The sequence below is a fragment of the Planctomycetota bacterium genome, from assembly GCA_016125255.1.
Classification (GTDB): domain Bacteria; phylum Planctomycetota; class Phycisphaerae; order Phycisphaerales; family Zrk34; genus RI-421.
Window position 1 is genome coordinate 61,373 of record WGMD01000003.1, and the last position, 26,294, is coordinate 87,666.

At 64.4% G+C, this 26,294-nt stretch carries 21 protein-coding genes and 1 pseudogene; 12 read left to right on the forward strand and 10 right to left on the reverse strand.

The window, feature by feature from the left end; all coding sequences use genetic code 11:
* The first annotated feature begins 93 nt into the window (after nucleotides 1-93).
* Nucleotides 94-1,056 carry a hypothetical protein gene (locus GC162_05600; protein MBI1368112.1) on the forward strand — a complete coding sequence of 321 codons (963 nt, stop codon included), beginning with the start codon at nucleotides 94-96 and terminating at the stop codon, nucleotides 1,054-1,056.
* 37 nt (nucleotides 1,057-1,093) lie between these two features.
* On the opposite strand, the gene GC162_05605 is transcribed toward GC162_05600, so the two are convergent.
* A complete protein-coding gene (locus tag GC162_05605; GenBank protein MBI1368113.1) occupies nucleotides 1,094-2,731 on the reverse strand; it encodes an MATE family efflux transporter in 1,638 nt (545 codons plus the stop codon).
* Here GC162_05605 and GC162_05610 point away from each other — a divergent pair.
* Nucleotides 2,615-4,111 (forward strand): rhamnulokinase, encoded by a 1,497-nt coding sequence (locus tag GC162_05610; protein MBI1368114.1) that lies wholly within the window; start codon nucleotides 2,615-2,617, stop codon nucleotides 4,109-4,111. The genes GC162_05605 and GC162_05610 overlap by 117 nt on opposite strands.
* Nucleotides 4,112-5,252: 1,141 nt before the next feature.
* Here the strand turns inward: GC162_05610 and GC162_05615 are convergent.
* The 5 genes and pseudogenes from GC162_05615 to GC162_05635 form a co-directional block, all read right to left on the reverse strand.
* Nucleotides 5,253-5,690 (reverse strand): annotated as a pseudogene (locus tag GC162_05615) (hypothetical protein).
* Nucleotides 5,691-7,186: 1,496 nt separating this feature from the next.
* Nucleotides 7,187-8,047, reverse strand: a complete 861-nt coding sequence (locus GC162_05620; GenBank protein ID MBI1368115.1) for a hypothetical protein — start codon at nucleotides 8,045-8,047, stop codon at nucleotides 7,187-7,189.
* Nucleotides 8,029-9,744, reverse strand: coding sequence for a cyclic nucleotide-binding domain-containing protein (locus GC162_05625; GenBank protein ID MBI1368116.1), 1,716 nt, complete (start codon nucleotides 9,742-9,744; stop codon nucleotides 8,029-8,031). Before GC162_05625 ends, GC162_05620 begins: the two co-directional genes overlap by 19 nt.
* Nucleotides 9,745-9,783: 39 nt before the next feature.
* Nucleotides 9,784-10,824, reverse strand: coding sequence for a cytochrome C554 (locus tag GC162_05630; GenBank protein MBI1368117.1), 1,041 nt, complete (start codon nucleotides 10,822-10,824; stop codon nucleotides 9,784-9,786).
* A 44-nt stretch (nucleotides 10,825-10,868) separates the two neighbouring features.
* A complete protein-coding gene (locus GC162_05635) occupies nucleotides 10,869-12,143 on the reverse strand; it encodes a 2Fe-2S iron-sulfur cluster binding domain-containing protein (GenBank protein ID MBI1368118.1) in 1,275 nt (424 codons plus the stop codon).
* A 148-nt stretch (nucleotides 12,144-12,291) separates the two neighbouring features.
* Here GC162_05635 and GC162_05640 point away from each other — a divergent pair, with 148 nt between their 5' ends.
* Nucleotides 12,292-14,271, forward strand: coding sequence for a prolyl oligopeptidase family serine peptidase (locus tag GC162_05640; GenBank protein ID MBI1368119.1), 1,980 nt, complete (start codon nucleotides 12,292-12,294; stop codon nucleotides 14,269-14,271).
* Nucleotides 14,272-14,446: 175 nt separating this feature from the next.
* Here the strand turns inward: GC162_05640 and GC162_05645 are convergent, their stop codons facing one another.
* Complete coding sequence (locus GC162_05645; protein ID MBI1368120.1) at nucleotides 14,447-14,791, reverse strand: DUF559 domain-containing protein; 345 nt, start codon at nucleotides 14,789-14,791, stop codon at nucleotides 14,447-14,449.
* Between the two features lie 373 nt (nucleotides 14,792-15,164).
* Here GC162_05645 and GC162_05650 point away from each other — a divergent pair, with 373 nt between their 5' ends.
* A complete protein-coding gene (locus GC162_05650; protein MBI1368121.1) occupies nucleotides 15,165-16,445 on the forward strand; it encodes an SGNH/GDSL hydrolase family protein in 1,281 nt (426 codons plus the stop codon).
* A gap of 29 nt (nucleotides 16,446-16,474) precedes the next feature.
* On the forward strand, nucleotides 16,475-17,503 hold the full coding sequence (locus GC162_05655; GenBank protein ID MBI1368122.1) for an enterobactin esterase: 1,029 nt from the start codon (nucleotides 16,475-16,477) through the stop codon (nucleotides 17,501-17,503).
* Between the two features lie 147 nt (nucleotides 17,504-17,650).
* On the opposite strand, the gene GC162_05660 is transcribed toward GC162_05655, so the two are convergent.
* Nucleotides 17,651-17,944, reverse strand: a complete 294-nt coding sequence (locus GC162_05660; GenBank protein MBI1368123.1) for a hypothetical protein — start codon at nucleotides 17,942-17,944, stop codon at nucleotides 17,651-17,653.
* A gap of 78 nt (nucleotides 17,945-18,022) precedes the next feature.
* Between GC162_05660 and trpB the strand changes: the two genes are divergently transcribed.
* On the forward strand, nucleotides 18,023-19,207 hold the full coding sequence (gene trpB / locus GC162_05665) for a tryptophan synthase subunit beta (protein ID MBI1368124.1): 1,185 nt from the start codon (nucleotides 18,023-18,025) through the stop codon (nucleotides 19,205-19,207).
* A gap of 42 nt (nucleotides 19,208-19,249) precedes the next feature.
* Here trpB and larE read toward each other — a convergent pair whose 3' ends face one another.
* Nucleotides 19,250-20,092, reverse strand: a complete 843-nt coding sequence (gene larE, locus GC162_05670) for an ATP-dependent sacrificial sulfur transferase LarE (protein MBI1368125.1) — start codon at nucleotides 20,090-20,092, stop codon at nucleotides 19,250-19,252.
* Nucleotides 20,093-20,259: 167 nt separating this feature from the next.
* On the opposite strand from larE, the gene larB reads away from it, so the two are divergent.
* The 5 genes from larB to GC162_05695 are packed head-to-tail and all read left to right on the forward strand — an operon-like array spanning nucleotide 20,260 to nucleotide 24,362.
* A complete protein-coding gene (larB, locus tag GC162_05675; protein MBI1368126.1) occupies nucleotides 20,260-21,027 on the forward strand; it encodes a nickel pincer cofactor biosynthesis protein LarB in 768 nt (255 codons plus the stop codon).
* Complete coding sequence (locus GC162_05680) at nucleotides 21,024-21,893, forward strand: NAD(P)H-hydrate dehydratase (GenBank protein MBI1368127.1); 870 nt, start codon at nucleotides 21,024-21,026, stop codon at nucleotides 21,891-21,893. Before larB ends, GC162_05680 begins: the two co-directional genes overlap by 4 nt.
* A 54-nt stretch (nucleotides 21,894-21,947) precedes the next feature.
* Nucleotides 21,948-22,703, forward strand: coding sequence for a dethiobiotin synthase (gene bioD, locus GC162_05685; protein ID MBI1368128.1), 756 nt, complete (start codon nucleotides 21,948-21,950; stop codon nucleotides 22,701-22,703).
* Between the two features lie 28 nt (nucleotides 22,704-22,731).
* A complete protein-coding gene (locus tag GC162_05690) occupies nucleotides 22,732-23,814 on the forward strand; it encodes an HD domain-containing protein (protein MBI1368129.1) in 1,083 nt (360 codons plus the stop codon).
* Nucleotides 23,811-24,362, forward strand: coding sequence for a cob(I)yrinic acid a,c-diamide adenosyltransferase (locus GC162_05695; GenBank protein MBI1368130.1), 552 nt, complete (start codon nucleotides 23,811-23,813; stop codon nucleotides 24,360-24,362). Before GC162_05690 ends, GC162_05695 begins: the two co-directional genes overlap by 4 nt.
* A gap of 3 nt (nucleotides 24,363-24,365) precedes the next feature.
* Here GC162_05695 and GC162_05700 read toward each other — a convergent pair whose 3' ends face one another.
* Nucleotides 24,366-24,956, reverse strand: a complete 591-nt coding sequence (locus GC162_05700) for a hypothetical protein (GenBank protein ID MBI1368131.1) — start codon at nucleotides 24,954-24,956, stop codon at nucleotides 24,366-24,368.
* A 14-nt stretch (nucleotides 24,957-24,970) separates the two neighbouring features.
* Between GC162_05700 and GC162_05705 the strand changes: the two genes are divergently transcribed.
* Nucleotides 24,971-26,260, forward strand: a complete 1,290-nt coding sequence (locus GC162_05705) for a phosphopyruvate hydratase (GenBank protein ID MBI1368132.1) — start codon at nucleotides 24,971-24,973, stop codon at nucleotides 26,258-26,260.
* Nucleotides 26,261-26,294 lie beyond the last annotated feature (34 nt).

Consider the following 26,294-nt stretch of genomic DNA (forward strand, 5'->3'; position numbering starts at 1 on the left):
CGCACGCCGTCGTCGTCTATTCGGGGATAAGATCATGTGGTAAAATCGGTACGTGTTAGCAAATCTCATGATAACACGAATGGAGGTCCCGCTGTGAAAAAGGTCGTCAAGATACTGCTCGGTCTGATCGTCGTCGTCATCGTGCTGGTCATCGCGGCGGTGGGGATCGCGGCGTGGAAGATGGACGCCATCGCCAAGCGCGGGCTCGAAGCCGGCGGAACCTACGCGCTGGGCGTCAACACCACCGTCGACTCCGTCTCGATCAGTCTGCTGAGCGGCACAGTCGGCGTGAAGGACATGGTCGTCGCCAATCCGACCGGGTTCAACAGCAAAGAGCTGATGGACTTCAAGGACTTCAGCATCGCGGTCGAGACCGGCTCGCTCTTCAAGGATGTCATCGTCGTGCCGTCGATCGAGTTGGACGATCTGACGATGAACATCGAGCAGGCCGGCGGGAAGACGAACGTGTCCGTCATCGCCGACAACCTCAAGAAGCTCGGGTCCGGTACGGCCGACGCCCCTCCGGCCGAAGGCGGATCGAGCAAGAAGGTCAAGGTCGGCTCGTTCATCCTCAAGAACATCACCGCCAACGTGCAGGTGCTGCCCATCGGCGGGCAGGCCTCGACGGTCAAGGTCGTCGTGCCCGAGCTGAAGCTCGACAACGTGTCGAGCGACGAGGGCGTGCCGATGGCGGAGGTGATCAAGCGTGTCTGGCCGGCGATTTTAGCGGCGATCGTGTCCAAGGCCGGCGGCCTGATTCCCGATGACCTGCTCAAGGATTTGCAGGGCGACGTGATGGGTCTGGCGCAGAACCTCGGCGGCGAAGCGGGCAAGCTCATGGGTCAGGTCGGCGGGCCGCTCGGCGATCAGCTCAAGGACCTGTCCGGCAAACTCGGCGGCGACGTCGGCAAGACCGTCAACGACACGCTCGGCAAAGTCCTCGGCGGCGACAAGAAGGAAGGCGACACCGGCGGCGCCACCAAGGCCGTCGACGACGCCACCAAGAAACTCGGCGAAGGCCTCGGCGGCCTGCTCGGCGGGGACAAGAAGAAGTGACCGCACCTCACCCCTGATTCGAGGAACAGGTCAAGCGTCACACTTCGATCTTCGTCCATGCGCCGTGAAGGAACCGCCCCGTGAAGATCAGGCCGCGGAAGATCAGTTCGGTGCTGAGCACGGCCCAGACGGCGGCGAGGCCCATGTTCAACTCAATCGCCACGAGCCACACCAGCGGCAGCCGCACCATGTACGTCGAGATGAAATTGAGCACCATCGTCGCCCGCGTGTCGCCCGCCCCGCGCAGAGCGCCCGAGAGAATCATCGACGTCGAGAAGCCGATCTGTCCCCAACCGGCCATGACCAACAGCGGCGGCACCGATGCGAGAAACGTCGGCTGATTCGTCACGATGCGGACGAACAGGGACGGGACGAGCATGAAGGCGATGCCGAAGACGACCATGATCGACGAGCCGTAGAGCCAGCAGGTCCACGCGGCGCGCTTCGCCATCGCCGGATCGCGCGCCCCCAGGTATTGCCCGACCATCGTCGCCGCCGCCATCGAGAATGCGAAGCCGGGCAGGAAGCTGAAGGCCTCGATGCGGATGGCGATATGGTGCGCGCCGATGAAGGCGTCGGAGCCCATGCGTCCGACCATGACCAGCACGAGCGCGTGCCCGAACCAGACGGCGCCGTTCTCGACGAGACTCGGCCCGCCGATGCGGATCAGGCGCCACATCATCTTCGGGTGCCATCCGAGTCGATGGCGATGGAGCCGCACGCCGCCGCGGCCTAGGATGAGCAGCGCGATCATGAGCATCGCGCCGACGACCCATGCGATGACGGTGCCGAGGGCGATGCCGGTCAGGGCGTGTCCGCCGATCGGCGCGGGGGCGACGACGAGCAGGACGCTCATGCCGGTGTTGACGATGTTGACGATGACCATGACCCAGAACGGCGAGCGGAAGTCGCCCGCTCCGCGCAGGCACGAACTGCCGATGAAGAGCGTGGACATGCACGGCGCGGCCAGGGCGAGCAGACGCAGGTACTGCGCGGCGAAGTCGGCGCTCTCGCCTTCGAGCCCGAACGCCGGACCGACCCACGGCGCGGCGAAGTAAAAGAACACGCCGATCATCCCACCCCAGATCACGGCGAGAATGATCGACTGGCCGACGGCCGAGTTGGCGTCGCGGCGATGTCGCGCGCCGATGGCGCGGGCGATGACGGCGGTGGACCCGACGCCGACCGCGCCTTGAAGGAGGCCCATGAGCCAGGTCGCGAAGCTGGCGACGCCGATGCCGTTGGTGGACTCGACGGCATGCACCGGCAGATGACCGGCCAGGGCCGTATCGACGAAACCGACGAGCGAGCCCATCATCTGCTCGAGCATCGGCCACAGCGCCAGCACCCAGACCTGCCTGGGCAATGACAGATGCGTCGGCAACCCGGCGGGCGACCGCCGCGGCGGGCGAGGGAGGGAGATCGCGGGCGCGGTGATCATCTCCGGCGCGTCCGGGGCGGTGTTTTGCGAAGGTGGGCGGTTCATCCAGTACGGCGATTGTAGAACGCCCGATGATGCGGTACAAAGTGACCGCCGTTTCCCGCGAGGCCTTTTATCATGACCCAACGCACCGCGTATCTTGCCATCGACCTCGGCGCCGAATCCGGGCGCGCCATGCTCGGCATTCTCGAAGCCGGCAAACTCACGCTGCACGAGATGCACCGTTTCCTCCATCTGCCGCGCCGGCTGCCCAGCGGATTGCACTGGGATCTTCTGGGCCTGTGGGGCAATATCCTCGACGGCGTGCGGAAGTCGGTCGAGTACGCGCGCGACAATGACCTGAAGATCACGAGTCTGGGCGTCGATACGTGGGGCGTGGACTGCGCGTATGTGGCCAGGTCGGGGCAACTCCTGGGTCTGCCCTATTGCTATCGCGATCCGCGCAATGCGGCGGCGTTCGACAAGACGGTCAAACAATTCGGGCGCGAATACCTGTACGATCAGACGGGTATTCAGCTCATGTCGATCAACACGCTCTTTCAGGTGATCGCCCAGCACGATGCGGAGCCGGCCGTGCTCGATCACGCGGCGCACTTTCTGTTCATGCCCGATCTGCTGCACTACTTTTTCACCGGGCAGGCGGTCGTCGAATCGTCCGATGCGTCGACGAGCCAGATGCTCGATCCGCGCACGGGCGACTGGAACAAGGCGATGCTCGCGAAGCTGGGCTTGCCCACGCACATGCTGGGGCGGATCGTTCCGCCGGGGACGAAGATCGGCCCGATTCTGCCGCATATCGCCGAGGAAACGGGGGCGGACGCGGACATGGTCGTGATCACGCCGGGCACGCACGACACGGCCGCCGCCGTCGCCGCCGTGCCGGCGGACGCGGCGACGAACTGGGCGTATCTTTCGAGCGGGACGTGGTCATTGATGGGCGCGGAGCTGGACGAGCCGTGCCTGACCGATGCGGCGCGCGAGGCGCCGTTCACGCATGAAACCGGCGTCGACGGGAAGATCCGCTTCCTCAAGAACATCGCCGGCCTGTGGCTCGTGCAGGAGACGCGGCGGCACTACGAGAAGCAGGGCATCACGTACGACTACACGAAGCTGACGCAGCTCGCCGCCGAGGCCCCGCCGCTGCGCACGTTCATCGACACGGACAACCCGACGTTCGCCGCGCCGGGGCGCATGCCCGAGAAGATCGTCGAGTTCGCCAGGCGCACCGGGCAGCCGGCGCCGACGGACGTCGGGCAGATCGTGCGCTGTGCGCTGGAGTCATTGGCGCTGACGTACCGGCTCACGATGGACAAGCTCGAGGCGGTGCTCGGGCGGAAGTTCGACGTGATGCACATCGTCGGCGGCGGCGGGAAGAACGTATTGCTCAATCAGATGACCGCGGACGCGATGGGCAAAACCATCGTCGTCGGCCCCTACGAAGCGACGGCGGCGGGCAACCTGCTCATTCAGGCGATGGGCGCGGGGCACGTCAAGAACCTCGACCACATCCGCTCGATCATCCGCGAGAGTTTCAGCCCGCTGACTTTCGAGCCGCGTCAGACGGAGGCGTGGAACGAGGCGTATGCGCGGTTCAAGGGGATAGTGGGCAAATGAAATGCGTGAATCGTTGAAGGCGTCCCACGCCTCAAAGGCGCGGGCTTCTTTGCGCGCGATGCGGGTGCGATGCGGGGCAGCGTCAGTGGACGACGAAGCCGACGTGGTAGTTGTGGCACTTGAGGCAACTGTCGCCGGCGGCCTGGGGGGTGTGGCAGGTGACGCAGGTGGATTTCTCGACGGGCGTGAAGTTGGACTCGAAGGTCAGGGGGTCATGCTCGGCGAAGCTCGCCATGACGTTGGCGGAGGGGTTGATGGTATGGCACTTGACGCAGCTCTTGAGGTCCGGCTGAATGAGGTGCGGGCGGTGCGAGAAGCGCGTGAAGGTGCGGTCGGCCAGATCGCGCTTGAGCGGGAGCCAATGCACGGCGTAGGTGCCCGGGCCGGTGGCGTCGATGCTGTGACACTTGGCGCAGAGGCCGTCGGCCTTGGGGTCGGAGAGCTGATTGAACAGCGGCGCGACGGAGGCGAGGTCGGCGTTGGAGCCGGGGTCGGACACGACTTCGAGCCACCGCTTGAGGAACTCGTCGGCGTGTCCGGTCGGCTTGTAGCGGAGCGTGAAGGCGAAGTCGTCGCGATACCATCCGCCCGCCGCCACGCGCTCGACCGACGGGAGCGGCTCGGCCTTCTCGATCTTCGGCTCGGGCTTGGCGGACTTGGACGGCGACTTGCCGTCATCCCCGCCGAGCAGTCCCGCGTCATCGCCGCCGAGCAGACCGGCGTCGTCCTTCTTGGGCGCGGCTTTGGGTTTGGCGGCGGGCTTGGCGGGTTCGTCGCCGAAGAGCGAGGCGTCATCGGCGCACTGCGCTTCGATCCACTGCCGCATGCTCACGCCGGGCAGACCGCGCACGCCGGAGTTACCCGGCGAGCCGGGGGCGCCTTCGTAGGTGACGTAGCCGTACTTGGCGGGCTTGCGGGCGACGAGGTCGGCGATGCTGATGGTGGCGAGCTTTTCGAGGGTCGCCTTGGCGTCGGGGAGGATGAGCAGATGCGCGGCGGATCGGATGCCGGTGCGGATTTCCGCATTGGCGCCGAGTTCCATGCCGACGCGCGCGATGATCCACTGCTCCTCGGGCCCCTGTCGAATCTGCACGGTGCCTTCGATCGCCACAACGCGGACGAGCCCCGCCGGGGCGGCGGGCGGCTGCGGAGCCGGGGGCGGCTCGACGGGCTTGGGCTCCGGCGCCGGTTCGGGCTTGGGTTCGGGCTTGGGTTCGGGCGGCGGCTCGGGCTTGGGCATCGGCTTGGGCTCGGGCGCGGGCTCGGGTTTGGGCTGCGGCGGAACGGGTTTTGGTTCCGGCTTGGGCTCGGGCTTCGGTTCGGGCGTGGGCACGATGACCGGCTTGGGCATCGGCTTCTTGGGCTCGTCACCGCCGAGCAGACTCGCATCATCGCCGGGCTGCGTGGGCGGCTTGACCATGGGCTTCGTCGGCCCGGGCTTCTTGGGCTCGTCGCCGCCGAGCAGACTCGCGTCATCGCCCGGCTGCGTGGGCGGCTTGACCATGGGTTTGGTCGGCTCGGGCTTGGGCGTCGGCTTGGGTTCGGGTTTGGGCTCGGGCTTGGGCTGCGGCGGCGCGGGCTTGACCGGCTCGGGCTTGAGGGGGCCCGGCGGCATGAACTTGCCCGCCCGGTAGATCGGCACTTCCGTCAATAGATCGGGGAACCACTTGGACTGCGCCGCGGCGATCGCATCCACCGGCATCTGCGAGGTGAGCATCGCCACATCGGCCGGCTCGACCTTGCGATCCAGCGAAGCCGCGAGCCGCTCCTGCATCGCCTGCTGCCCGCGCGTCGTCAGATCAAAGAGCAGTCCCTTGACGGCCCACGCGATCCGCCCCACCGCTGCGAGCTGGTCGGGCGTGGCGCGGTCCAGTTCGTTGAGCATGAAATCATCGGGCAGCGAATGAATCGCCGCCGCGGTGTTTTCGTCCGTGCTCAGCAGGAGCCGCATGTACGGATTGAGCTTGCCCTTGATGTCGAGCGTCGCTTCGACGGGCCAGTGTCCGACATGCACGCCCTTCTTCTCGAGTACTTCGGTGTCGATGCCCGGAAGCTGAATCAGCGCGACGCCCTTGTCGAACGATGCCTTGATCTTGTCGCCGTGACAGGACGCACAGGCCGACTCGAAGTTCACGATGCGCATCGACTCGCTGCGGTTGTCGGGCTGATGGCAGACGGCGCAGGCGAAGTCGCGCTTTTCCTGCGGGAAGTATTTGGCCTGATGAGCGGTATGGTCGAATGCGATGTGCGTCCGCTGCTCGTAGGGCCAGTTGGAGAATTCAGGGTGATCGGTTCCGAAGGCGTGGAACGTCTTGGCGTGACAGGTCTGGCACTGCTGATTGGTCAGGGCCTTGAGGTCGAAGTTCTTGCCGTGGTGCTCGCGGTGACAGGTCGCGCAGGCGACGGCGTGCGGGTCCTTGTCGCCGAGCTGCTCGAGTTTTTCGGGGGCAAGACTGTGCGGGAACGTCGCGTAGGGTCCGAGGCCGGGGCTTGTCGAGTGGCAGACGAGGCAGAGGTTGGACTGCTTGGGCGCGGCGGGGTCGGGCAGGACGGCGTCCTTGAGGACGGCGAGCGGCCCGCTGACGCCTGCGGCGTGACAGGCGGCGCAGGAAGTGGCGCTGGCGACATGCGTCGCCTTCGCGTCCTGCACATTGCGGGCGCCTTCGAGAATCTGAGCGTGGTGAATCGTCAGTTCGCCGGGGGTCATCACGCGCGTGCGCCACGGACCGGCGCCGAGCAGAATCAGAAGACCCAACACCAGCGCGGTCGTGCAGAACGTGAACAACGCCCGCTTGGACCGCAGCGATCGCACCGGGCGGCAAGGCGGCACGGGGTTGCAACACGTGCCGTCGGGATTAGGCCCCTTCTCGCAGGCCCCCCCCTGCTGGCGCGAACGGGCGCAGAGCCACCGGTCGCCCTTGCGCAGCGGCTTGCACTCGAACGTCGCCTGACAGCGGCCGTGACAATCGGGGCCGACCGCGCAGGGATTGCCTTCCTCGGCGTGCCCGCAGATCCACGCCTGATTCGGCCGCTCGTAGGAGCTGCGATCGTGCTCGAATTGCTGAAGTCGATGGTTCACAGCGCCGCCCCCGAAAATGCGTACGTCAACACCGCATGCGCCACCGCCAGCAGCACCAGCGCGTAGGTGAACCCGATATGCGCGAACAGCCAGCACTTGAGCGTGAGCTGAAGAGCGTAGTGGTAATCCAGGTCGTCCTTCGTCGCCACGAGCGTCGCCAGGTCGCCGGCGATCGGCCGCTCCGTGTCGGACAGGTAGCGGTCAAGGTCCGTCAGCTCCGTCAGCAGCTTGTGCCGCGGACCGCTGGACTGGAACAGGTGATGCCAGTAATTGCGCGGCTTCTCGAAAAACAGCGAAAGGCGCTGCGAGTAATAGTCCGCGAGCGTCGTGGTGTCCGACGACGCGACGGCCTGAAGCACAAGCTGCCGCGCCTCGTCACCGAGGCGCTTTCGGAATCCGGGGATGCGCTCGAAGATGAACTCCTCATTGCGGACGGTCAGCCGGGCGGGAATCGTGCGCGTCAGGAACAGGCCGAACACGCCGCTGGCGGCGACGAAGATGAAAATGACCGCCAGCACGCCTTCGAGGTATCCATTGGGCGTCTGGATCGAGCCGTCGAGTTTGACGAAGGCGTGCAGCGCGAAGACGACGATGGCGGTCAGGCCGACGTAGATATGCCACTGAAGCCATTTCGCGGAGGCGCCCAGCGGGATGAACGGCAGTTTTTTGCGGAGGTTGTAGCCGGCCAGGAACAGGACCATGAGGATCAGCACCCATCCGGTGACGTACGCCGAGTGCATCAGCCGTGCATTCAGCGCCCAGACGCCGACCACAACGGCTGCCGCGATGACGGCCGTGATGATCAGGTTGCGAGTTCGCCGGGTGCGGAAGTAGGCCATTACCGATTCAACCACCATGCCAGGGATTCAACGTCGTTCATGTCCACGCGTTTCAGCGCATCGTGCGGGCAGGCGCGCTGGCACGCCGGTCCGCCGAGCTGGTCGACGCACAGGTCGCACTTGGTGGCTTTATTGATGGGCGTATTGGTCGCTTCGTCAAGAATGAAGCGGCCGCGCGTATCGCGCACTTCGACCATGCGGATATTGCTGTACGGACAACTGTTGGCGCAGGTCGCGCAGCCGATGCAGGTCTGATCGTTGATGACGACGTCGCCGGTCGTCGGCTCGCGGTGAATCGCGCCGGTCGGGCAGCCGATCATGCACACCGGGTCGGCGCAGTGCATGCACGCGTTGGCGACCATGTGGTGGCCGTAGATCGTGCCGTGCCGGGTGAAGCGCGGGTTGTTGTCGTGCGCCGCGGCGCACGCCCGGACGCAGTCGTCGCAGCGCGTGCATCGGTTGACGTCGATCATCATCGTCGCCGTGCCGTTGATGATGCGGTTTTCGACGAGGAATTCGATCATGCCCGTGTCGATGCGGTCGGGCGTCGTCGCCACGGGTTTCTCGGCTTCGAGCTCGGGCTTGATGAGCGGCGGCATGTACTTGTCCGGCAGCGACGGGAGAATGTATTTCTCCACGACCGGCGCGGGAATGCGGAGGATATCGACGTAGCCGATCGCGCGGAGCGTGTTGCGAAGCGGCATGGTGGCGTCTTCGCTGGAGCGCCAGTTGTGCGCGATGGCGTCAAGCCCGTAGACCTGCCCCTTGCCCAGGTAACTGATCGTGCGATGCCCGTTGCCGTAGCGCCGGCTCAGGCGGGCGAAGCCCGAGCGGATGAGGATCAGGCCGTTAGGGTAATGCCCTTCCTCCGCGATGATCGGTTCGACGGCGAGGCGCTGCTGGGCCGACTGGCCGCGCGCGGTCTTGAAGGCCGTCTGCCAGTCGAAGTTGCCGTAGGTCTCGAACTCCGTCGCGTCGGCGATGACGTCGATGTCCGCTTCGCTCAGATGCGCCAGGAGCGGCGTCTCGCGCAGATGCACGACGAGGCCGCGCTCGCGGTAGCGCTGATCGATGAACGCCCGCAGGGCGTCGGCCCGGCGGTGCAGGTCGCGCAGGCCCTGCCAGCGGATTTCAAGAAGCTCCGTCTTGCCCTGCGAGAACACGGTGGCGCTGCGCGGCGTGCGCGCCAGCGCCGCCAGCTCGCCGAACATCTCCCCCGCTTCGATGCGCAGCGTATTGAACTTGCCCAGCACGCCGGGCACGTCCTGAAGGAAGATGCGCGTCGCGCCCTTCTCGTCGCGCCGGGCGACATCGTCATCGCCTCCCCGCTTGTAGTTGCGCACCTCGGGTTTGTTGGGATTGGTCCAGAGCTGGGCGATCGCGCCCAAGAGCCCCGTCCGTTCGCGCTCGCGCCGGCCGAGCATCTTGTTGGGCAGATTCTCGAGCGTCACGCGCACCGCGCCGCTGAGAATCAAAAACGCGCTGGACCCGTAATCGCCTTCACGCACGATCAGGTCGCCGTCGTTGAACTTCACGAGGCGGGCGTCGTTCTTGAGGATGCCGTGCAGCGGGGTGGACGGGGGGAACTTCTCGGGATCGATGCTGGCGAACGGCTCGATCGACAGCAATCGATCCACATCCGCATCGGTCATGTCCGGATCGAACGGGACATCCCACCGCTGAGGGCGCTGTATGGCAATTGTCGCGTCAGGCATGCGCGTTCCGCTCCATCGTCCAACTCATGCGCAGCCGCGTCAGGGCGCCGGCGTGCCCTTGTAAGCATCGGGTTTGGGCAACCATTCGTCGATCGCCGCCAGCTTCGACCCGTCCGCATCGGCCGCGAACGCCTGGGCCGCCTCGCCGACCTTGTCCGCCGCGGCGGTCAGCTCCGCTTCGTTATTGAGCTTGAGCGAAGCGCCGAAGGCAGCGTCAATGGCGGCCTGGAAGTGCGCGTTGGGAACCTTCTCGTTGATTTCCTTGAGCAGATTGCGCATCGAGTTGGCGCGACGGGCCATCGTCTTGGCGTAGGTCCCGGCTTCGGTCGCCTTGGCGATGCCGCGCAGCGAGTATTCGACGTCGGTCATCACGCCGACGGCGTACATGACGCGCTTGTGCTCCTGCGATTCCTCGGCGTTGGTCGTTCCGCCGGTGCGGAGGTAGTTGTGCCTCACCATGCCCTGCGACCAGGACACCAGCTCGAACTCCGCCGAACCGGCCGTGTGACCGCCGGTGTCGACGAGCTTCTCATTGGGGACGGTGTGGCAGTTGTAGCAGTTCTGCGCGACGAGGTAGATGTTGTCGGGGCGGAGCATGCCGGCGGCGAGACTGTCCTTGATGCGCTGGGCCTTGTGCTCGGCTGTTTCGTCTTCCTTCTTGACGTTGGCGCCGCCGTAGTTGTTGTGAATCTTGATCCAATCCTTGGCCGGGCCGTGGCACGACTCGCAGGAGATGCCGGAGATGGGCGTGCCGCCGTCTTCGCCTTGGCGGGTGTAGTGGCACTGAATGCACACATCGCCGCGCTTGATGGAGCGGACGTCCATGGCCTCGGCGATCGTCTTGGCTTCGGGGCGGCGATGGAGCGTTTCCCAGGTCGCATAGTGCGGCGTGTGCTTCCACGCCTCCGCTTCCTTGGCGTGGCACTCGGTGCAGGCGTCGGACCCGACGACCTTCGAGGCGTCGAAGGTGATGCCCCCGCCCGCCGCCGGACCGCCGGCCTGCGCGATCGAAGCGCCGGCGAACAGGAGTGCGACGATGAAGGTGGCCTTGCCGAGTTTCCGCACGCAGTGATTGACCATGAGAGACTCCTTAACGATGATCCGATTCACGATTCGATTCTTCCTCAGGCGTCCAGCGACACCGGCCCGTCGGGCATGCCGATGCACGCCAGACACGAGCCGGCCTCGACCTCGACGCCGGTGTCCTTGGGGTATTTGACCTTGCCGCTCTTGATCGCCGTGATGCACGTGCCGCAGTTGCCGGCCCGGCAGCCCGAGTCGATCATGATCCCGTTCGCCTCCGCCAGCTCCAGCAGGTTGCCGACCTTCCCGTCCCACTTGAGCTTCTTGTCCGACTTGGCGAACGTGACTTCGATCACTTCGCCCGTCGGCGCCGCCGTCGTTTCCGCCGGAGCCGCCGCCTTGACTTTCTTCACGCTCGCCGGACCGAACGCCTCAAAGTGAATGTCCGCCTCGGGCACGCCCCAGTCTTCCAGACCCTTGACGATCGACTCCATGAACGGCCCCGGACCGCACAGGTAGTAGTGGTAATTGTTCGACGGCAGCACCTTCTTGAACAGGTCCGCGCTGACGCGGCAGCCGTGGTGATAATCCTTGCCTTCGACATCCTTCTTGCCCGGATCGGAGTAACAGATGTGCAGTCGCAGGTTGTCATGCTCGGCCGCGATGGCTTCGAGGTGCTCCTTGAACGGATGATCCTCCCGGCCGCGCACACCCAGGAAGAACCACACTTCGCGCTGCGACTTGCAGGCGACGATGCCGTTGAGCATGCTCAAGACGGGCGTGATGCCGATGCCGCCGCCGATGAGCACGACGGGGTGATCGGTCGCCATATCCAGATAGAACGCCCCGTGCGGCGCTTTGACGTCGAGAATGTCGCCTTCCTTGACGACCTCGTTGAAAAACGTGCTGGAGCGCCCCGAGGGCAGGTCCGGCTTGTCGCGCGGCGGGGGAACCTTCTTGACCGTCACCCGGTAGTAATCCTCGCGCGGGCCGTCCGAAAGCGAATAGCACCGCGTCACCGCCTTGGGCTGCCCCGGAATCGCAAGCTGAAACGTCAGGTACTGCCCCGGGTGAAACGAAGGAAGGTTGCGATTGTCATGCGGCTTGAGGTAGATCGAAGCCGTGTCGCGGGCTTCGATGACTTTCTTCATCACCTCGAACTTTCGCCAGCCCTCCCATGCCTTCTCCGCCTCGCTGCTCTGAACGCGCTTGCGGCGGGCCGCGTCGATCTGACGACGCATCAACTCAAGCTGAAGCTGCCGCGATTTGGCTTCGTAGACGATCCGACGCAGCGACGTCCATGTCAGAAGGACAAGCTGGAGCAGCACGCCTGCGCAAATGAGTCCGCCAATGATCAGTCCGGTGCGTTCGAACAACGAGTCACTCCCTGACCTGGGCTGCTTCACGACGCCACATCACGCTGAACAAATCCATGGTCCAGCACACTACGGTCGGTATTGTCTCAATTTCGTTACGCAATGTCCAGTCGTATCGGTCAAATTGTCGGGGCGGTTTGATTCATAGATGCTTAACTGCTCCAATGATGCGATGAAGATTCAATACGCACTGCCGCTCGTGCTGGTTCTCGCCGCCGCCGCCTGCGCGCTGGAGCCGATCCCGCCCATCACGCGTATCCTGCCCCCGCCGGGCATCCAGCTTCCCGCCCCCGAGCGCGACGCCCTCGCCGCCGACCTCGCCAAGACGGAGGCCCGGCTCAAGGGCATGGACGAGCCCGACGTCGAAATCTTCACCAAGGCCGTCCGCCTCGCCCTGATTTGCGATGAGTTCTACAGCCCCAAGGACATCGCCAAGGCACAGCAATGCCTGACGATGGCCAACGAACGCCTCGACGCCCTCGCCAAGGGCCAGCGCCCATGGGAAACCCAGCGCGGGTTCGTCGTCCGGGGCTACCGCAGCAACATCGACGGCTCCGCCCAACCCTATGGCCTGGAAATCCCCGAAACCCTCGACCTCGCCAAGCCCGTCCCGCTCTACGTCTGGCTCCACGGCCGGGGCGACAAGAACACCGACATCTACTTCATCAATGACCGCCTCCACAGCCACGCCCCCATCAGCCCCTACACCCAGCAGGGCATCATCGTCCATCCCTTCGGCCGCCAGTGCGTCGGCTACAAGTCCGCCGGCGAAATCGATGTCCTCGACGCCATCAAGTCAGTCGAGTCCCGCTACAAGATCGACGAGAACCGCGTCGCCCTGACCGGCTTCTCCATGGGCGGCGCCGGCGCCTGGCATCTCGGCGCTCACTACGCCGACCACTTCTGCGTCGTCCATGCCGGGGCGGGATTCGTCGATGTGCAGCGCTATCAGAACGTCGACCCCGCCACCGTCCCGCCCTACGAAGTCAAACTCTGGGGCATGTACGACGTGCCCGACTACGTCCGCAATCTCTTCAACGTCCCCACCATCGCCTACTCCGGCGAGATCGACAAGCAGAAGGCGTCGGCCGACATCATGGAGGAGGCGTTCAAAGCTGAAGGCCACACGCTACCGCGCGTCATCGGTCCGAAGATGGGGCATAAGTACGCCCCGGAGTCGCTCAAGGAAGTGATGGCGTTTGTGAATGAAGCGGTGAAGAAAGGCCGCGATTTGCATCCAGGCGAGGTGCATTTGCAGACGCGCACGCTGCGGTATGACTCGATGCGTCCGTTCAGTCTGTATCTGCTTCAATCCCATTGGGACGATGCGCGGCTCGACGCCATACGCGATGCGTCTGGCGTTTGGAAGGTGACCACGAAGAATATTCGATCGTTCTATGTGCCTGTTGAGAAGCCCGGCCCCTTACACGTCGTCATAGATGGTCAAACCCTGCAAGGCCAGGAATTCAATACTGACCCGAATGATCTTCAGATTTCCGGCATTCGCGCGGCGAAGATCAACGGCAGTTGGACCTTCGACGACGTATTCGTTCCCACCAAAGAACAATTGGTCCTCGGTAGCTCCCGACTGAAGTTCCCGCTTCAAAAAGCACCCGGCCTCCAAGGCCCCATTGACGACGCCTTCATGGCCCCCTTCCTCGTCGTCGCGCCTTCGGGTTCCTCCGGCGATGCGCGTTTCGATCAGTGGGCGAGCTTCGAGCTTGACCATCTCAAAACGCGCTGGCAGGCCCTGTTCCGTGGTGACCTGCGCATCAAGATGGACACCGACGTCACCGATGACGACATTCAGAAGTATCACCTCGTCGCGTTCGGCGATGAAAAGTCCAACAAGCTCATCGCCCGCCTCGCGGACAAACTGCCGATGAAGCCGCGCGACGGCGAGCATGTGAACCTGCTCATCTATCCCAACCCGCTGAATGCTGAAAAATACATCGTCCTCAACTCCGGTCCGACGTTCCGCGAGGCCCACGACCGCACCAACTCCCTTCAAAACCCCAAGCTCGGCGACTGGGCGGTGATCGATATCACGACACCCCCCAACGCCGAAACGCCTGGCAAAGTCCTCGAAGCCGGTTTCTTCGACGAGCAGTGGCAGCCCACAAAATGAAGCGGCTCGATCCCCTCTCCCTCCGGGAGAGGGTTAGGGTGAGGGTGCGCTCAGCCACCGACAGCGCCCGCTCATGATTTTTTATCCGTCAACGATTCTTGGGGAATCGGATCGCGCACGACTGATGCGCCCCCTCACCCCGGCCCTCTCCCGGAGGGAGAGGGGGTGCGATCATCTACATTTGAATACCCGCGGCGCGAGCGATCGTTTCGGCGACTGCGTCAGGAGATTGAAGCAACTCGTCGACCGTGAAGCGAATCACTCGATAACTTTCTCGCTCGATGAAGGCGGTGCGTTGATCGTCTTGCTCGCCGCAGCCCGTGTGGCTCTCGCCATCAAGTTCAACGACCAACCGGGCGCTCTCGCAGAAGAAGTCGGCTACGTACGGCCCGATCGGGTGCTGACGCCTGAATTTCAATCCCGCGACTCGGCGATCGCGCAACATGCCCCACAGAACGCGCTCCGGTATGGATGATCGGTCTCGCAAGGTCCGCGCCCGATCAAGCCGCATCGGATGCATCTTTGATTTACGCGGCGGCGTTTCATCCGGCGTCATGTCACAAAGTGTATCGCATCCCCTCTCCCTCCGGGAGAGGGTTAGGGTGAGGGTGCGCCCAGCTACCGACAGCGCCCGCTCCTGATTTTTATCCGTCAACGATTCTTGAGGAATCGGAACGCGCACGACTGATGCGCACCCTCACCCCGGCCCTCTCCCGGAGGGAGAGGGGGTGCGGGCAACGAAGGCGCGAATCGTGCTGCCAGTTGATCTAACCACGACAATCCACGAAGATCACTTCGTTAAGAGGCACGCGCCGACTGATGCGCCCCCTCACCCCAGCCCTCTCCCGGAGGGAGAGGGAGTCAGAAAAAATTCCTTAGAGGAGTACCCGCCAATGCAACGTCTGTTCACACTTATTCTGCTGCTTACCGTTTCGCTGTCCGCTCGCGCGGCTGATCCGACTTATGCGCCGGTCAAGGCGGAGTTGTTCCACGCGCGCGACGGGCTGGCGCATGTCAAGGCCAAGCTCGAAGCGGGGCGGACGGTGCGCATCGCCTACCTCGGCGGGTCGATCACGGCGATGAACGGATGGCGCAACAAGACGACCGACTGGTTCGCCAAGCAGTATCCGAAGGCGAAGATCGAGGAGATTCACGCGGCGATCGGCGGCACGGGGTCGGACCTGGGCGTGTTCCGGCTTGAGCATGATGTGCTCGATCACAAGCCCGACCTGCTTTTCGTCGAGTTCGCGGTCAACGACGGCGGCGCGGCCCCGGAACAGATATGGAAGGCGATGGAGGGCATTGTCCGCCAGACGTGGCGTGCCAATCCCGACATCGACATCTGCTACACCTACACGATTCACGAGGGCATGCTCGGCGATCTGAAACAGGGCCTGTGCCCCCGGTCGACGTCGGCAATGGAGATGCTCGCGGATCACTACGGGATTCCCTCGATCAACTTCGAGGTGCGCGTCGCGCAGCTCTTTGAAGCGGGCAAGCTCATCATGAAACCCCCGGCTCAAGGCGATGCGCCGGCGGGCGTCATCGTCTTTTCCAAGGAAGGCGTGCATCCTTTTGATGCGGGTCATGAGGTGTATCTACAGGTGATCGACGAGACGATGCCGCAGGTGCTCGCGGCTTCGAAGAGCGTCGATCACGCCGCCCAGCTCGCCGGCGTTCCTTTCATCGAAGGCAACTACGAGAACGCCAAGATCGAACCCGTGACCGAGTCGATGCTCAGCGGGCACTGGACGAAGCTGCCGACGGACAAGGGGCTCGGCAAGATATTCAGCGGACGCATGGGCGATATCTGGGAAGCGGACACGCCCGGCGACAAGATCAGCTTCGACTTCAAGGGTTCGTACGCCGCCCTGTACGACCTGCTCGGCCCCGATGGCGGTCAGGTCACCATCACCGTCGACGGCCAGTCGCGCGGCCCCGTCGCCCGCTTCGATCACTACTGCACCTATCACCGCATCGCCACACTCCGACTCGCCGATGGGCTCGACCCCAATCAGGTGCATCACGTCACCGTCGAAATCGCCCCCGGTCAGCCCGACCGCTCCTCCGTCACCGACAAGGAAAAAGACAAGCCCGGCTTCGACCCCAAGCGTTATGACGGCACGCGCATCCGCATCGGCGGCGTCATGCTCATCGGCGATCTGGCCCACTGACCGACCCACCCGCAACTAGGACACACATCATGTTGCATCAACGCATATGCCTCGCGATCGTGATCGTCATCGGCCTCGTTCACGCCTCGCCCGACGCCCGCGCGGCCGAGGACGGCAACGGCAGTTTCGTCATCGGCCCCGAGTATCACGTCGATCCCGATTTGACGGACCGCGGCAACCCCAAGGGCAAATCGTTCGAGTTCGCCATGAAACTTGCGGACAGCAAGATTTTTCCCGGCACGGATACGACGCTTGATCCGAAGAAGCCGGTGCGCACGGAGCGGAAGATTTTCGTGTACGTTCCCGCGGCGTACAAGGATGGCGAGAAGGCGCCGATTCTGGTGACGCTCGACGGGCCGAGCCATCTGGACCTGGTGCGCAACGCGCTGGACAATCTGACGATCTCCAAGGACCCCGATCGCCGACTGCCCGCCTTCATCGCCATCGCCGTCGAAAACGGCGGTAACGACTCCAAGGGCAGCGAGCGCGGCCTGGAATATGACACGATGTCCGACCGCTTCGCGCGCTTCATCAATGACGAAGTGCTGCCGGCCGTCGTGAACAATGCGGACATCAAGGCGGCGTATCCGCACATCGCGCTGACGGACGACCCGTGGGGCAAGGCGGTGATGGGATGCAGTTCCGGCGGCGCGGCGGCGCTGACGATGGGCTGGTTCCGCCCCGATCTGTTCCGCCGCCTGATCTGCTACTCGGGCACGTTCGTCGATCAGCAGGATGACGATGCGCCGGAGGAGGCGAAGTATCCGCTGGGGGCGTGGGAATATCACTCGGGCATGAAGCTGATCGAGACCAGCGAGAAAAAGCCGCTGCGGATTTTCACGCATGTGTCGGAGAACGATCTGCGCAACAAGGACCCGGAGGAGACGAATCACAATTGGGTCATGGCCGGCCAGCGCACGGCCGCGGCGCTGGAAGCAAAGGGGTACGACCACCGCTTCGTGTTCAGCAAGGCGACGGGGCACTGCGACGGCAAGGTGTTCAAACAGACGCTGGCGGACACGCTGGTCTGGATCTGGCACGGATATCCGACGGAGTAGGTACATATGAAACAAATTCATTGATCGACGAGCCGCGACCGTGAGGGAGCGGTCGAAGCACGTACCAAAGGCGAAGCCCTGACCGCTCCCTGACGGTCGCGGCTCGTTAAATGCAGCTTCGCATATACTTTCAAATCGGCGACGGTGCTATCGCTGGCCGGTGGCTTGTTTGATCTTCTCGACCGTCTCGAGCATGAGCTTTTTGATCTGCGGGTCCTGCTCGCGGGCGATGACGCGTTTGAAGTGCGGCAAGGCCGGAGCGGCTTCGGCGGCATGTTCGCCGAGTTCGACCACGGCGGAGATGCGCTCGTTGGAATCGTCGGAATAGAGCGACTGAATGAGCTTGGCAAGCTGCTGCTGCGAAAGCGGCGCTTCGGCGGCGCGGGCGGCGAGGGGCAGGAACAGCAGCATGGCGGCGAGAAGCGTGAGGCGAATGGGCATGTTCGATTCTATGCCCGCGTTTTGCCGGTCCGCCGTCGCGGCATAAACTGACGGCCTATGACCACACCAACCAACTTCATGCAGGTACCCGACGCCCGGGGCCGCTTCGGTGACTTCGGCGGGGTGTATGTGCCCGAAACGCTCATGGCGGCCCTGACCGAGTTGACCGCCGAGTACGCCAAGGCAAAGGCCGACCCGGCTTTTGCGGCGGAGTTGGAGCGATTGTTCACGCATTACGTGGGCCGGCCCACGCCGCTGTATCACGCCCGGCGACTGAGCCAGCACGTCGGCGGCGCGCAGATTTACCTGAAGCGCGAAGACCTCGCTCACACCGGCGCCCACAAGATCAACAACACGCTCGGTCAGGCGCTGCTGACCGTCCGCATGGGCAAGAAGCGCGTCATCGCCGAGACGGGCGCGGGGCAGCACGGCGTGGCGACGGCGACGGCGGCGGCGCTGCTGGGCCTCGATTGCGAAGTCTACATGGGCTCGGAGGACATGCGCCGTCAGCGACCCAACGTCATCCGCATGCAGCTCCTCGGCGCGCGCTGCGTGCCGGTCGAGTCGGGCTCGCGCACGCTCAAGGATGCGACCAATGAAGCGATGCGCGACTGGATGGGCAGTGTCGAGCACACGCATTACATCATCGGCTCCGTCGTCGGGCCGCATCCGTTCCCCATGATGGTCCGCGATTTTCAGTCGGTCATCGGGCGCGAGGCGCGGGCTCAGGCGATGGAGCAGATCGGCCGACTGCCCGATGCGATCGTCGCCTGCGTCGGCGGCGGGTCCAACGCGGCGGGCATCTTCTATCCGTTCATCGAAGACAAGGGCGTCAAACTGTTCGGCGTCGAAGCGGGCGGGACCTCTAGCGAGCCGGGCAAACATGCCGCCCCGCTCGGATTCGGCTCGCCGGGCGTGCTGCACGGCTCGCTCAGCTACGTGCTTCAGGACGCGGACGGTCAGACGGCGGACGTTCATTCGATCTCGGCGGGCCTGGATTACCCGGGTGTCGGGCCGGAGCATTCGTATTGGAAGGACACGGGCCGGGTGTCATATGCCCAGGCGACGGACGGCGAAGCGCTGGAGGCGTTCAAGACGCTGTGCCGATTCGAGGGGATCATTCCCGCGCTCGAAAGTTCGCATGCGGTGCATCACGGGCTGCGACTGGCGCGGGCGATGCCGGCGGATCGTATTGTCGTGATCAATCTGTCGGGGCGCGGGGACAAGGATATTGATGAGGTGATTCGGTTGTTGGGCAAGTGAGCGGCGGCGCGAAGAAGGGAAGCGCGGGGCGATACCCCGCCGCTAAACGGGGGGCGACGCGCTGATGTTCAGGGGGAGCGCTTCGTTGGTGGACCCGGTGCGGTAGCCGGCGAGGTCGAGGGTCACATACAGATAGCCCGCCGCCTTGAGGCGATCGACGACTTTCTCGCGCGTGCCCGAAGCGATGAAGCGCGGCAACTGATCGAGCGGGACTTCGATGCGCGCGACGGTTTCGTGATGACGCACGCGGACCCCCGTGAATCCCAACTTGTGCAATTCCAACTCCGCCCGTTCGACCATGGCAAGACGCTCGGGCGTGACGGGCGTGCCATAGGGAATGCGACTGGCCAGGCACGCCGCGGCGGGTTTGTCGGCGTTGGGCAGGCCCATGCACTCCGCCAGCACGCGGATGTCCCGCTTCGTGAAACCCGCTTCGAGCAGCGGGCTGACGATCTGCGCTTCGCGCGCCGCTTCGAGCCCCGGCCGGTAATCGCCAAGGTCATCCGTGTTGGACCCGTTGGCGATGTACGCGATGTTCAGCGAAGCGGCCAGATGGTGCAGCGATTCGTACAGATGGCTCTTGCAATGGTAACAGCGGTCGGGCGCGTTGGCCTGATATGACGCGTCGGCCTGCTCGCCGGGGTTGATTTCGATAAGCTGAAGATCGAGTTCATGCGCCAGCCGCCGCGCCTCGTCCAGTTCGCTTCGCGGCAGGGAGGCCGAGTCGCCGATCGCCGCCGGGGCGTTGTCGCGCCCGAGGACGCGGCGGGCCATGACGGCCACGAGCGTCGAATCGACGCCTCCGCTGTAGGCGGTCAGCAGACGCCCGCGCGGTTCGATCACCGCGGCGAGCCGCGACTGAAGTTCAGTGACATGCTCCGTCATGCTCCATTGTAGGTCGCTCCGTAAAAAGAGCTGCCCGGCACTCATGGACGGACAGCCCCGAATCCCAAGCGGGCGGTCGCACTCTGATATGGACATCGGCATGCACGGACGGTGCGTGGTGCCATCAGACTGTCATACAGGATAAATACTCATACAATGGCATCACCATGAGCGACGCGATCAACGACATTCTCAAGGCGGTGGCGGCCGGGAAGCTGAACGTCGACGAAGCGCACGCACGACTGGACGCGCTGTCGCACGAGCCGCTGGGTTTCGCCACGCTCGATCATCATCGTCATCGCCGCTGCGGCGTGCCGGAGGTGATCTTCGCCGCCGGCAAGACGCCGCAGCAGGTCGTGAGCATCGCACAGTCGCTGACGACAAAATCGGGCTACGCGCTCATCACGCGCGCCGACGAACCCACGGCCGCGGCGCTTGAAGCGGCGTTTCATCAGATCGTGATCGGCTCGCGGCGTCGGACGATTCTCGTGGGGCTGCCGCCGGAATTGAAGGGCATCGCCGTGCCGATCATCACCGCCGGCACGAGCGACGAAGCCGTCGCCGAGGAAGCGGCGCTGACCTGCCGCGCGATGGGCCGGCCGGTGCATCGCATCAACGACGTCGGCGTCGCCGGGATCGGCCGGCTGGTCGCGCGGCTCGATGAAATCCGCGACGCCCCGGTCGTGATCTGCATCGCGGGGATGGAAGGCGCCCTGCCGAGCGTCGTCGGCGGATTCGTCAGCGTGCCGGTCATCGCCGTGCCGACGAGCGTCGGGTACGGCGCGGCGCTGGGCGGCGTGACGGCGCTGATGGGGATGCTCACCAGCTGCGCCGCCGGCGTGAGCGTCGTCAATATCGACAACGGATTCGGAGCCGGGTATATCGCCACCTTGATCGCCCGTCAGTCCAAGCCCCCCGAGGATGCCGCCTCATGAACGCACAAGCCGCCGTCGTTCCCAGCCCCGCGCCCGACCGCCCCGCCGACGCACACAAGGGCACGTTCGGCACCGTCGTCGTGATCGGCGGATCGCCGCTGATGATCGGCGCGCCCGCCATGACCGCCGCCGCGGCGCTGCGGACCGGCACGGGGCTCGTCAAGATCATGACGCACCCCAACGCCCTGCCGCACTGCCTGGTCATCGAGCCGGGCGCGACGGGCATCGCCGCGCCGCATCTGGATGATCCCAACGCGGTGCAGAAATCCTTCGAGCAGCTCAAGCCGCTGACCGTGCTCGCCGTCGGGCCGGGCATGCCCGAGAATCCCGTGTCGGAGCGCGGCATCGACATTCTGCTCAAGCACGAGTTCACCACTGTGCTCGACGCCGGCGGGCTCAACAATCTTTCGCGCATCGCCGATCGCGTGCACAAGCATCACTGCCCGCTGGTGCTCACGCCGCACCCCGGCGAGTTCGCCCGGCTCGCTCGCCCGGCGAACATCGAACTGGACCCGACCAAACCGAGCGAGCGGCCATATGCCGCCCGAGCGCTGGCGGAGTATTACCACGCGGTCGTCGTGCTCAAAGGTCATCAGACGGTCGTGACCGATGGCGCGCGGCAGTACGTCAATCAGACGGGCAATCCCGCGCTGGCGACCGCTGGCAGCGGCGATGTGCTCACGGGCATGATCGCTTCGCTGATCGCGCAGGGCATGGGGCTGTTCGAGGCGAGCGTGTTGGGCGTGTATCTGCACGGGCTCGCGGCGGATCTATGGGCGCAGGAACATGGCCCGGCGGGCATGACCGTGCGCGATCTTGTTTTGCTCATCCCGGCCGCGCTCAAACGCCATCGTGAACAGGCATGAAAGGAATTGAGAATTGCAAATTGCCCATTGAAAATTCGCAATTTGCAATTCTCAATGGGCAATTTGAAATTACCACCCCTGCAAAAGCCCGGTCTTTTCATCACCGCCGTCGACACCGACATCGGCAAGACCGTCATCACGTGCGCCATCGCCGCGTCGCTGCGCCGACGGGTCTCGAAGGTCGGCGTATGCAAGCCGATCGCCTCGGGCTGTCGGCACGAACGCGAGGGACTGGTCAGCGATGACGCCGAAGCGCTCGCCCACTTCGCCGACTGCCGCATGGCGCTGGACATCATCAACCCCGTGCGCTATCACGCCCCGCTCGCTCCTTCGACCGCCGCCCAGAAGACCGGGCATCCGGTGGATATGGCGATGATCGACCATGCGATGTGCCGGCTCGATGAAGCGCACGACGTGATGCTCGTCGAAGGCGTCGGCGGGCTGATGGTGCCGCTCGATGACGCCCATTCCGTCCTCGATCTGGCGAAGCGTTTCGACTATCCGGTCGTCGTGGTGACGCACACGAAACTCGGCACGCTCAATCACACCGCGCTGACCTGCGCCGCGATCCGTTCCGCCGGCCTGCGGCTCGCCGGGCTGGTGCTCAACCGCTATGACCCGGACACGACCGACGACGCCCAGATGACCAACCCCGCGCAGCTCGTGAAGCAGAACCGCACGACGATTCTCGCTACCGTGCCGGCGTGCGAAGACGTCGCGGCGGCAAACGGCGAAATTCCGGCGGCGATTCTCGAAGCCGTTGACATGAACGACTGGTTGGACATCGCGGCCCGTCCGCGTGTACGATGACGATTTTCCACGGCAGAAAGCGAGCGATATGCCCCGACGCGTTTACATCATCGACATGGCGCCCAATCAGTTGATCGAGGGCGTGTTCACCATGCAGAACTGCCAGCTTGGGCTGACCAAGAACGGCAAGCCGTATTTGAAATGTCTGCTTCAGGACCGATCCGGCCGCACGCCGGGGCGGATGTGGAGCGTGACCGAGGACTTCGTGCAGTCGCTGCCGACGGACGGGTTCGTCTTCATCGAAGGCCAGACGCAGGCGTTTCAGGGCGAGCTTCAGATCATCGTTCAGCATCTGCGCGTGGTGGAGCCCAAGCCGGAGGAACTGCTCGATCTGCTGCCGTCGACGACGAAGGATGTCGACGAGATGTTCGCGCATGTGGGCCGGCTCATCGATTCGATGAAGAGCGAGGCGCTCAAAGCGCTGGCGCGGACGTACCTCAATGACAAGCCGCTGATGGAGCGGTTTCGGCAGGCGCCGGCGGCGATGCAGCTTCATCATGCGTACCTCGGCGGGCTGCTCGAGCACACGCTGGCGTTGATGAAGCTCGCCGACGCGGTCATGCCGCTCTATCCCAAGCTCAATCGCGACATCGTGATGATGGGCCTGTTCCTGCACGATCTTGGCAAGTGCGACGAGCTGACCTGGCAGACGGGCTTCGCCTACAGCGATGACGGCCAGCTCGTCGGCCACATCGCCCGCGGACTGGTCTGGCTCAACGACAAAGTCGCCGCCACGCGCGCCGCCGGCGTCGAGCTTTCCCCCGAACTCGTCCGCGTCCTTGAGCACATCATCCTCTCGCACCACGGCGTCCCCGAATTCGGCGCCCTCAAAATCCCCGCCACGCCCGAAGCCATCATGGTCAGTCTGCTCGACAACGTCGACGCCAAAACGCAGATGGCCATCGACGCCGGTCGCGGCCCCGCCTCCAGGAGCGAAGAACTCGGCGGCGCGTTCACCGAAAAAGTCTGGGCTTTGGGCACGCGCATCTACCGGCCCGATCCGCTGGGCGACGTCACCGACGCCCCCGGCGCGTCCGCATCGCCGACGCCCCCGCAAAAATCCCCCGCAAAAAAGCCCTTTGACGGCCCGCCGCTCAAAGGCGGCATATGAAAATCTACACCAAACACGGCGACGACGGATCGACCGGACTCTTCGGCGGCAAGCGCGTTTTGAAGGATGACCTGCGTGTCGCCGCGTATGGCTCCGTCGATGAACTCAACAGCGCCTTGGGCCTCGCCCGATGCGCCTGCGATGCGTCGGAACTCGCCCGGCTCATCGACCGAATCCAGCCGCGGCTTTTCGATGTCGGCGCTAATCTGTGCACGCCGCCGGAAGCGATGAATGATCACATCCCGCGCGTCACCGAGGCGCAGGTCGAAGCGCTCGAAGCGGCGATCGATGATTTAACCAGTCACCTGCCGCCGATGAAACATTTCATTCTCCCCGGCGGATGCGAAGCGGCGGCCCGGCTCCATATTGCCCGAACCGCGTGCCGCCTCGCCGAGCGCCACATCGTCACCCTCGCGCAACATGAAACCGTCGACCCGGTGATCGTCCGCTACATGAATCGCCTCAGCGATCTGCTGTTTGTGATAGCCCGCCGGGCGAATCAACTCGCCGGCGTGGACGATGTGCCGTGGAAACCGCACGAGGGGTAGGCGCTACTTTCCTTCCGTCTCCGGTCGCGTCTGTGTGGGCTTGACGGATGTGACGACCTCGTGACCGGCCGACTTCCAGACTTCCAGTCCGCCGCGGAATTCGTAGACGTTGGAATAGCCCTTGGCCATCATCGACTTGGCCCCCGCCGTACCCAACGGGTCCGTCCATCCGCCTGCATAGACGACGATCTGTTTGGCCGACGCGAGCCGCTCGTCCTTGGCGCGGAGGTTCGGCAGGAAAATATTGATCGCGCCGGGCAGATGACCGGCGGCGTAGGCGTCGGCCTTCCGTACATCGATGATCACCACCTGCTCCTGCCCGATCAACGAAGCGACCTGCGACTCCGACAACCCGGCGACCGAATCGTCCGACACCTTGACCTTGTCGCAGCCGCCCAGCACGCCCGCCATCAACATGATCCAGACAAATCGGCGCATCATCGTCAAACCTCGTCGTTTTGCGGTGTTTTCCGCGGTGAATGCGGCATTGTGCCAGATTCGCGCCCGTTTCGCCACCCGTCCCGCCCGGCGACTTGCCACCGACCGGTCCATCTGTAAAATCACCGGCTTGATTGGCAATCTCCCAATACACATGAAAGGCCATCGCCATGAGTTTTGATATCGAACTGATCTACGGACGGCAGGTGCTCGACAGCCGCGGCAACCCGACCGTTGAAGTCGAATGTTACCTGACCGGCGGCGCGGTCGGCCGCGCGATCGTGCCCAGCGGCGCTTCGACCGGCGAACACGAAGCGTGCGAGCTGCGCGACGGCGGAAAGAAGTGGGTCGGCAAGGCCGTCGGCAAGGCCGTCAAGAACGTCAACACCCTCATCGCCCCCGAACTCGTCGGCATCGACGCCCGCGAGCAGGAAGCGATCGACAAGCTCATGATCGAGCTCGACGGCACGCCCAACAAGAAGAAGCTCGGCGCCAACGCCATCCTCGGCGTGTCGATGGCCGTCGCCCGCGCGGCGGCGGACGGCATGGGCCTGCCCCTCTACCGTTACCTGGGCGGGACCGGCGCGAAGGTGCTGCCCGTGCCGATGATGAACATCTTGAACGGCGGCAAGCACGCCGACAACAACGTCGACTTCCAGGAATTCATGATTCAGCCCTGGGGCTTCGACAACTTCGAGGAAGCCCTCCGCTGCGGCGTGGAGATCTATCACACACTCAAGGGCGTGCTGCACGATCGCGACATGTCCACGGCCGTCGGCGACGAAGGCGGCTTCGCCCCCAACCTCAAGGACAACGAGGACGCCCTGAAGGTCATCGCCGAAGCCGTCGAGAAGGCCGGGTATGACTTCGGCAAGCAGGTCTTCGTCGCACTCGACCCGGCGACGAGCGAAATGTGGGACAAGGAAAAGAAGGGCTACAAGTTCTTCAAGTCCAACCCCAAGAAGATCGTCTCCAGCGCCGAGATGGTCGACTACTGGGCCGAGTGGTGCAGCAAGTATCCGATCCGCTCGCTCGAAGACGGGCTCGCCGAGAACGACTGGGACGGCTGGAAGCTGCTCACCGACAAGCTCGGCGGCAAAGTCCAGCTCGTCGGCGACGACCTGTTCGTCACCAATGCCAAGTTCCTCAAGAAGGGCATCGACACGAAGACCGCCAATTCGATCCTCGTGAAGGTCAACCAGATCGGCACGCTCTCCGAGACGTTCGACGCCGTGAACCTGGCGATGCGCAACGGCTACTCCGCCGTGCTCAGCCACCGCTCCGGTGAATCGGAGGATGCGACCATCGCCGACATCGCCGTGGCCACCAACTGCGGACAGATCAAGACCGGCGCCCCCTGCCGCTCCGACCGCAACGCCAAATACAACCAGCTCCTCCGCATCGCCGACGACCTCGCCGAAACCGCCGTCTACGGCGCGACGACCTGGTCCAAGGGCTGACTCCGATTTGAGTGAATTCAATTGGGCCGGGGGC